This window comes from Candidatus Chromulinivorax destructor (genome assembly GCF_003366055.1).
GTDB lineage: Bacteria > Babelota > Babeliae > Babelales > Chromulinivoraceae > Chromulinivorax > Chromulinivorax destructor.
In genome coordinates this window covers 1168273-1174272 of the sequence record NZ_CP025544.1, presented here as the reverse complement: position 1 = coordinate 1174272, position 6000 = coordinate 1168273, and the positions used below count along the sequence as shown (strand labels likewise).

The 6000-nt window shown below is 33.6% G+C and carries 6 protein-coding genes; 2 read left to right on the top strand and 4 right to left on the bottom strand.

Annotated elements, in window-relative coordinates; genetic code table 11:
- Window positions 1–82: 82 nt before the first annotated feature.
- Window positions 83–577: a hypothetical protein gene (locus tag C0J27_RS05635; protein ID WP_115586198.1), complete on the bottom strand. Its 495-nt coding sequence runs from the start codon at window positions 575–577 to the stop codon at window positions 83–85.
- 424 nt (window positions 578–1001) lie between these two features.
- Here C0J27_RS05635 and C0J27_RS05630 point away from each other — a divergent pair, with 424 nt between their 5' ends.
- Both C0J27_RS05630 and C0J27_RS05625 read left to right on the top strand, forming a co-directional pair.
- Entirely contained in the window at window positions 1002–1589 is a 588-nt protein-coding gene (locus C0J27_RS05630; RefSeq protein ID WP_115586197.1) for a hypothetical protein, read from the top strand.
- A 378-nt stretch (window positions 1590–1967) separates the two neighbouring features.
- The gene (locus C0J27_RS05625) at window positions 1968–2495 is read left to right on the top strand and encodes a hypothetical protein (RefSeq protein ID WP_115586196.1); all 528 of its coding nucleotides are present in this window, start codon (window positions 1968–1970) and stop codon (window positions 2493–2495) included.
- Window positions 2496–2582: 87 nt separating this feature from the next.
- Here the strand turns inward: C0J27_RS05625 and C0J27_RS05620 are convergent, their stop codons facing one another.
- The 3 genes from C0J27_RS05620 to C0J27_RS05610 all read right to left on the bottom strand — a co-directional run bounded on the left by C0J27_RS05620 (window position 2583) and on the right by C0J27_RS05610 (window position 5605).
- Entirely contained in the window at window positions 2583–3425 is an 843-nt protein-coding gene (locus C0J27_RS05620; protein WP_115586195.1) for a hypothetical protein, read from the bottom strand.
- 84 nt (window positions 3426–3509) lie between these two features.
- Window positions 3510–4709, bottom strand: a complete 1200-nt coding sequence (locus C0J27_RS05615) for an NAD(P)/FAD-dependent oxidoreductase (RefSeq protein ID WP_162801846.1) — start codon at window positions 4707–4709, stop codon at window positions 3510–3512.
- A gap of 167 nt (window positions 4710–4876) precedes the next feature.
- Window positions 4877–5605 carry a hypothetical protein gene (locus C0J27_RS05610; protein ID WP_115586193.1) on the bottom strand — a complete coding sequence of 243 codons (729 nt, stop codon included), beginning with the start codon at window positions 5603–5605 and terminating at the stop codon, window positions 4877–4879.
- Between the last annotated feature and the right edge of the window lie 395 nt (window positions 5606–6000).

Here is a 6000-nt window from a genome sequence, read left to right as displayed (position 1 = left end):
TACGTTTACACCGGTTAAGTATTCGAAAAAAATATGTATACCTTAGTGTATAATAAAAAAACAAAAGAAAAAAGCTCGATTACTATTTTGGTGTAATCGTAAAGCTTACAGTCTTGTATTCTTGATCAATATTTTTTTCTACTTCATATTTTGAGCCATCAACTTCAAACAAAATACCTAATGAATAGTCAACACCTGGAATTTTTTGTATTGAGCAATGCGCGTCAACTGCTTGTAATGTATCTGCAGAAACTTTCATAAAATCATTTAAACGATCTGATGACCATTCTGTACGAGGCAAAATGTATCTTTTTTTATTGCGATCTACACTTTCGTTATATGTTTTTGGCATATAAAAACATATTGGTTTTTTTTCACAATAAAAAGTGATAACATACGAGCCGTCATGCTGCTCAACACACTCAGCTTTTTCAACTTTATTCGTATACGCCGCTAAATTTCTTTCTAATTTATTCTTAGAATCAAGAAATGACTGATTTTTCTTTGCTGCATGCACAAAACTTACGTGCGACGCTAATAAAAACAATATCCCAACATACATTTTAAAAAATTTCATAATTCCCCCTTTTTTATAACATGATCTTCATAGACAATCTAATAAATACAGATACAAATAGTCAATAAAACAATTATAAAAATATTAAAGGTTCGCGCAGTAAGGCATTCTCTTGAAGCAACTTATTACAAATAAAAAACATAGTAAAAATGAGAACAAATGACGATGACAAGCTCATCAAAAAAACATGCGAATCATTGCTATTTGGCATTTTGTTATAGTGGTATCACTATGCACCTATTGTATGTATACATTCTAAAATATATAAAACATAAGCTCATCACTGTTTTTAATTGAATATTTAATTCTTATTGATGCTGACTCATTGGCAAACTATTGATTTAAGGATGTTGCATTTGTTATAACATGTTTCATATAGAATTATTCATAGTGAGCAATTCAAAAAATAAAAAAGGCGAATGTTATGAAAAAATTATTATTTTTAGCTGGGTTGTTAGTTATCGGTTTACAAATGAATGCAGATGAAAGCCCCGATATTTTAGAAACTTTTGGGTCGGCAGAATATCTTGAGCAACGACATGATTTACAAAATCAAATTAGTCAGTTTACAAATACTGATCCGATTACTGTTCCATATGGTTCTCGTATTCAAAATCATGATCAAGGTAAAGTGCAAGATCAACTCTATTATCTTGATCGTAACGAATTTAATAGAATTGTAAATAAGAGTGCTCAACGGGTCTCTCAAGATAGTGCACAATTTACTAGCTCAGATGGTACAAAAATGATAGTAACCAATCCAATGGCGAATGTTTATATGGAGAATATAGAGCTTAATATGAATGGTACTCAGGTAGCATCTTCTACCTATACTTTTGCTTATCAATCGAAAGCATTAATGAATAGTATTAACGTTGCGCATAAAAATATGCTAGACCATAAAACTCCATTTGCACCAGTTCATGGTGGACCAAAAAAAATCAAATCGCATATAAGCCGTAAGCCAATTGTTAGTTTGGCTCCTGCTGCTTTAACTGCTGCGCCAAAATAATAATTGGATAATTGAATTCAATCTTTATTTTTTTTAACGCATAAAGGCTGTGAAAAAATATATTTTCGCAGCCTTTATGCGTTAAAAATTTTACGACTAATTTGAAAGATTCGATCTAGGCGTTATTTTAAAAATATATAGACTCCTCAATAAACACCGATACAAACAGTCAATAAAACAATTATAAAAATATTAAACTTTTACCTGACAAGGCTTTCTTTGCACGCAACTTTTTATAAATAAAAAATATCGTAAAAATAAGCATAAATGACGATACCAGGTCCATCAAAAAATCATGTAAATCATTGCTATTTGGCATTTTATTGTAGTAGTATGACTATGTACCTATTGTATGTATACTAAAAAAAAGGAAAAAGTATGAAAAATCTAAAAAAATTTATGCTGGTAGCTACAATTTCAATGGGAGCTCACCAAGCAACTGCTTATGATAAATCAGCTGATGATGCACAACCAACTCACCAAGGCTTGGGTCGATTGGTTACTGCAACGCAAAATACCTTGACATTACACCCAGGCAATGCGGTCAACGCACTTGCAACTGGTGATCAATCGGACACTACATACGGCTGGCATAAAGATAAAAACGGTCGTGTAAAAGCAAATCGTGCTCATACTCAACACAACAATAATAAAACAGAAGCTGAGCGCGCACAGTATAGAAACGAAGATCATTCAGGTCCAGGCCACAAACGATTATACAAAGAAGATAAAGAAGGTTTGCGTAATAGCAATGATGAACATGTAGATTCAATGTCATATGAAACGAGTTCAGACTCTCACCCAACAAAAACTAAAGGTCACTGGTTTTGGAAAAAAGAAGTCAATGACAAAGGTGAAACTGTAGAAATTCAAAGATCAGTAGGTAAAGCAAAAGATCTTGTGTAAAAATTCCCCTCAAGCTATAAAAGAGATAAGCCGCTATGTATTATAGCGGCTTATCTCTTTTATATAGAATAAAATCTGTAACCAAATTTAGTTAATCTGTACCGATTGATTATACTGATTATGCTGTATGGTAAATTTCAAATACCCACCCGATTTCAAGTTGGTATCATTATGATCTACACATACATTAAAAAGTTCCTGCAATAAATTTAAGTATGCATGATACTTTGAAAGAGTAATCACACAATCTTTTGCACGATCACTATTATATAAAGCACTGTACCCAAAATATCCACATGCTGAATTAATTACTGGGCTTGCAAACGCTTGTAAAATCTGATGTTGAAAATCATTAAAATTAATGACACTTTTTGGGAAAGAAATTACTTTTTTTAATGAAACAACATCTTGATTAACTCTATCGATAGTTGCACTAATTTCTTCTTTTAATTGCCCTAATGTAGAACAATTAAAATCTTTAAAATATCCTGCAGCAATACAATAATAACCGTTTTGATCAATATGAGGCAAATTGTGAGTGAACAATCCAAAATTAAACAACTGAGCAGAAGTTATTTTTGCAACTTTTTGTTCAATCGCCTTAATAGAATTATCCATTTCTATCACCTGAGTTATTTTACATGTACTACATAAAGCTTGAAGCGTATATTGAGCTGGCATATCATACCACTCATATACCGGTTTAATACCATAGCGATCTTCAATAGACGTTAACAAATCATTATGCAAACGAAGATTCTCGATACTATACGCAACCGAAGTTCCAACCGCTGCTACAACACACTCAGCAAGAGCGTGTTGAGATGCCCATGTTGTCCAACTTTTTTCTTGAGCAGATGCAGATTGTATATTTAAAAGTCCAACTGTCATCAATAACGTTTTATATATTTTTGATTTTTTAGCAATCATACACGATCTTTCAACGTAACAAAGTCTGAATATATACCTGATGTTATAGTATCATACTACCTACACAACCACAAAAGGTGCTCGCTATTCTTGAAAGTCAGAACGATCAACAGGTTGTTGTGTCAAATAAAACGTTCTATATTTTGCTAAATTATCAACGTTACCAAGCAGCACAAATCCTTGCAGCACACCATCAAATAAATAGAATGTATGACGATACTCTTTTTTATGGTTATCGATTACATCAAACATCTCAGTATCATTGGTGTTACCGCATGCATAAAAATCAAATCCAAAAAATTTTGAATCGCGCATGCCAACAATGCCTGGATACACACGAGGAGTATCTGATAATTGTGTTGCTGCGGTTAAACCTTGTAACATAGCATCTGCCCATGTCACACTTTTAACTAATTCTTTACTCACAATATCATGAGCTACGCATACATCGCCGCCTGCATAAATAGATGCATCACTTGTTTGCATCGATGTTGTAACTGCAAGAGAACCGTCAATCATGTCCAAGCCTGCATTTTTAATCAGCTCACTATTGACACGAGAACCTGTTGCCAATACAACACAATCAGTAGGAATTGATGCACCACTTTCCAAAACTACTCTACCCAGGACAGCTCGATTACGAGGTTGTAATTCAACAACCTTTTGACCTTTGTAGAAAATAACATTGGCATCTTTTGCAATCGTCTCAATATGTCGTGCCATAATTGCATTAACTTGTAGTGGCATAATCGATGCATGTACATCAACAATCGCAACCTTAACACCTCTATCTACCAAGGCTGATGCAGCTTCAATACCATTAATACCTGCGCCAATTACAATTGCTGTTTTTGGACGATGTTCATCAAGAAAATTATTTAAATTCTCAACGTCTGCAAGCGTATGGAATCCAAAAACACCTGGTAAATCAGTTCCTTTGATAGCTGGAATATATGGCTTTGTGCCAATGCCAATGAATAGAACATCATATGATTCTTGCTCACCATTGACTGTAACAGATTTATGCTCACGGTCGATTGCAGTGACCCATGAATTCAAACGTAAATCAACGTTATGTTGGGCAAAAAATTCTTCTGGCTTTAATGCTAAATCGTGTGCACTTTTTTCTTGCGTCACAAAATCTGCTAACAGACAACGATTGTACGGAATAAAACTTTCACCAGAAAAACATATAACTTGGCTGCCTGTATCAAATGATCGTAATTTAGAAATAAAACCGATTGATGCAGCAGATGCGCCAATAACAACTATTTTTTTATTCACGTAATCCCTTATAATTTTTAATAGAATGCTATGCTTAGTTTATAGCAATGAAGCCTACGCTTTCTTGAATAGAAAACGCAGGCTATATTTATACACAATGTAAAATTATGAATAACTATGTATGGTATTGCTACAGTATGTAGTTTACGATAAATTTGCAAAAAACGCTATAAAGCGACATAATCACTCGAGCTATCTTCAATATTTTCGACCACTAATTCTTCATGAGAAGATAAAGATTCTTCTAGAGAATATTGCGTATCTAATTGAGAAAAAACAGGACTGCTTCCAGCTTTTGTTCGCATACTACTTGATTCAGAATGAATAATTGGAAAAAATTGTGGGTACTGTATCGCAAGCAAATCATCTTGATTATCAGGCGTTGTTGATTGACTGTCAACATCATCTTGACTATTAAGATCACTTACAAAGGTCATTGCTACCTGTCTTTGCACAGAGCCTGGTCTTTGAATACTATCTGGTGAGCTTAATGTTGAAATTGAATTGCTTTCAGATGAACTTGGTAATGAAAGTTCTGATTTTGTACTTGCTGTTACATCATGTTGATGCTCTAATCTTTTCATAACAGCTAAACGTAATTCTGTTATTGCTTGCAATCGCACATCTTCATGCATTTGTTTTTCAGCTCGTCGAGCTCTTAAAAGAGCTAACTCACGATCTTCTCTCTTATCACAGCGCAAACATTGATAATCTGGTTCTTTATCTAAGCCGTTTGTATCATCAAAATTTGATAAAACATCAGTTAAACTATCTGCATCTAATACAAAATCTGCAGAATAATCTTCAAGCTGCTCATGCTGACTTGCTTGTAACATTTCATACGAACATATTGCCATTAAGCCCAAAGAAATTACTCTCAAATGTTTTTTTAACATGAACATCTCCTCACTTGCAATAAGAAACCGAATATGACTACCTCATACAAAGGTTATCATATTCGGTTCAATTTCTTTTTGCAATGCTTTTTAGATAAAGCTATTAAGAGCTATAATTGGAAAACATTGTATGCTTTAATTCTCTTAACGTATTTAGTGCACATGAGCAATCTAGCGATCTATTTACTTACGCTATAAGCCCAGGTTCTCTCAACCAAATTTTTACTTTAAAGATTTACCCTACGTTTTCTAGCAAAACTCCGGGAATTTGCTGGCCGATGGGCCTCATGCACTTTTTTAAAACTAAAAAATCATAAAGTTACCGTCGCTAGCAATATTTTCGGAGATAAGCGAAGCGATATCGTAGGTTTTTGTGCATACGTAAATTTGGTTCA

Coding starts and splice junctions, on each gene's coding strand:
- C0J27_RS05620 (WP_115586195.1), bottom strand. CDS start 3,425: ATGATTGCTAAAAAATCAAAAATATATAAAACGTTATTGATGACAGTT.
- C0J27_RS05630 (WP_115586197.1), top strand. CDS start 1,002: ATGAAAAAATTATTATTTTTAGCTGGGTTGTTAGTTATCGGTTTACAA.
- C0J27_RS05610 (WP_115586193.1), bottom strand. CDS start 5,605: ATGTTAAAAAAACATTTGAGAGTAATTTCTTTGGGCTTAATGGCAATA.
- C0J27_RS05625 (WP_115586196.1), top strand. CDS start 1,968: ATGAAAAATCTAAAAAAATTTATGCTGGTAGCTACAATTTCAATGGGA.
- C0J27_RS05635 (WP_115586198.1), bottom strand. CDS start 577: ATGAAATTTTTTAAAATGTATGTTGGGATATTGTTTTTATTAGCGTCG.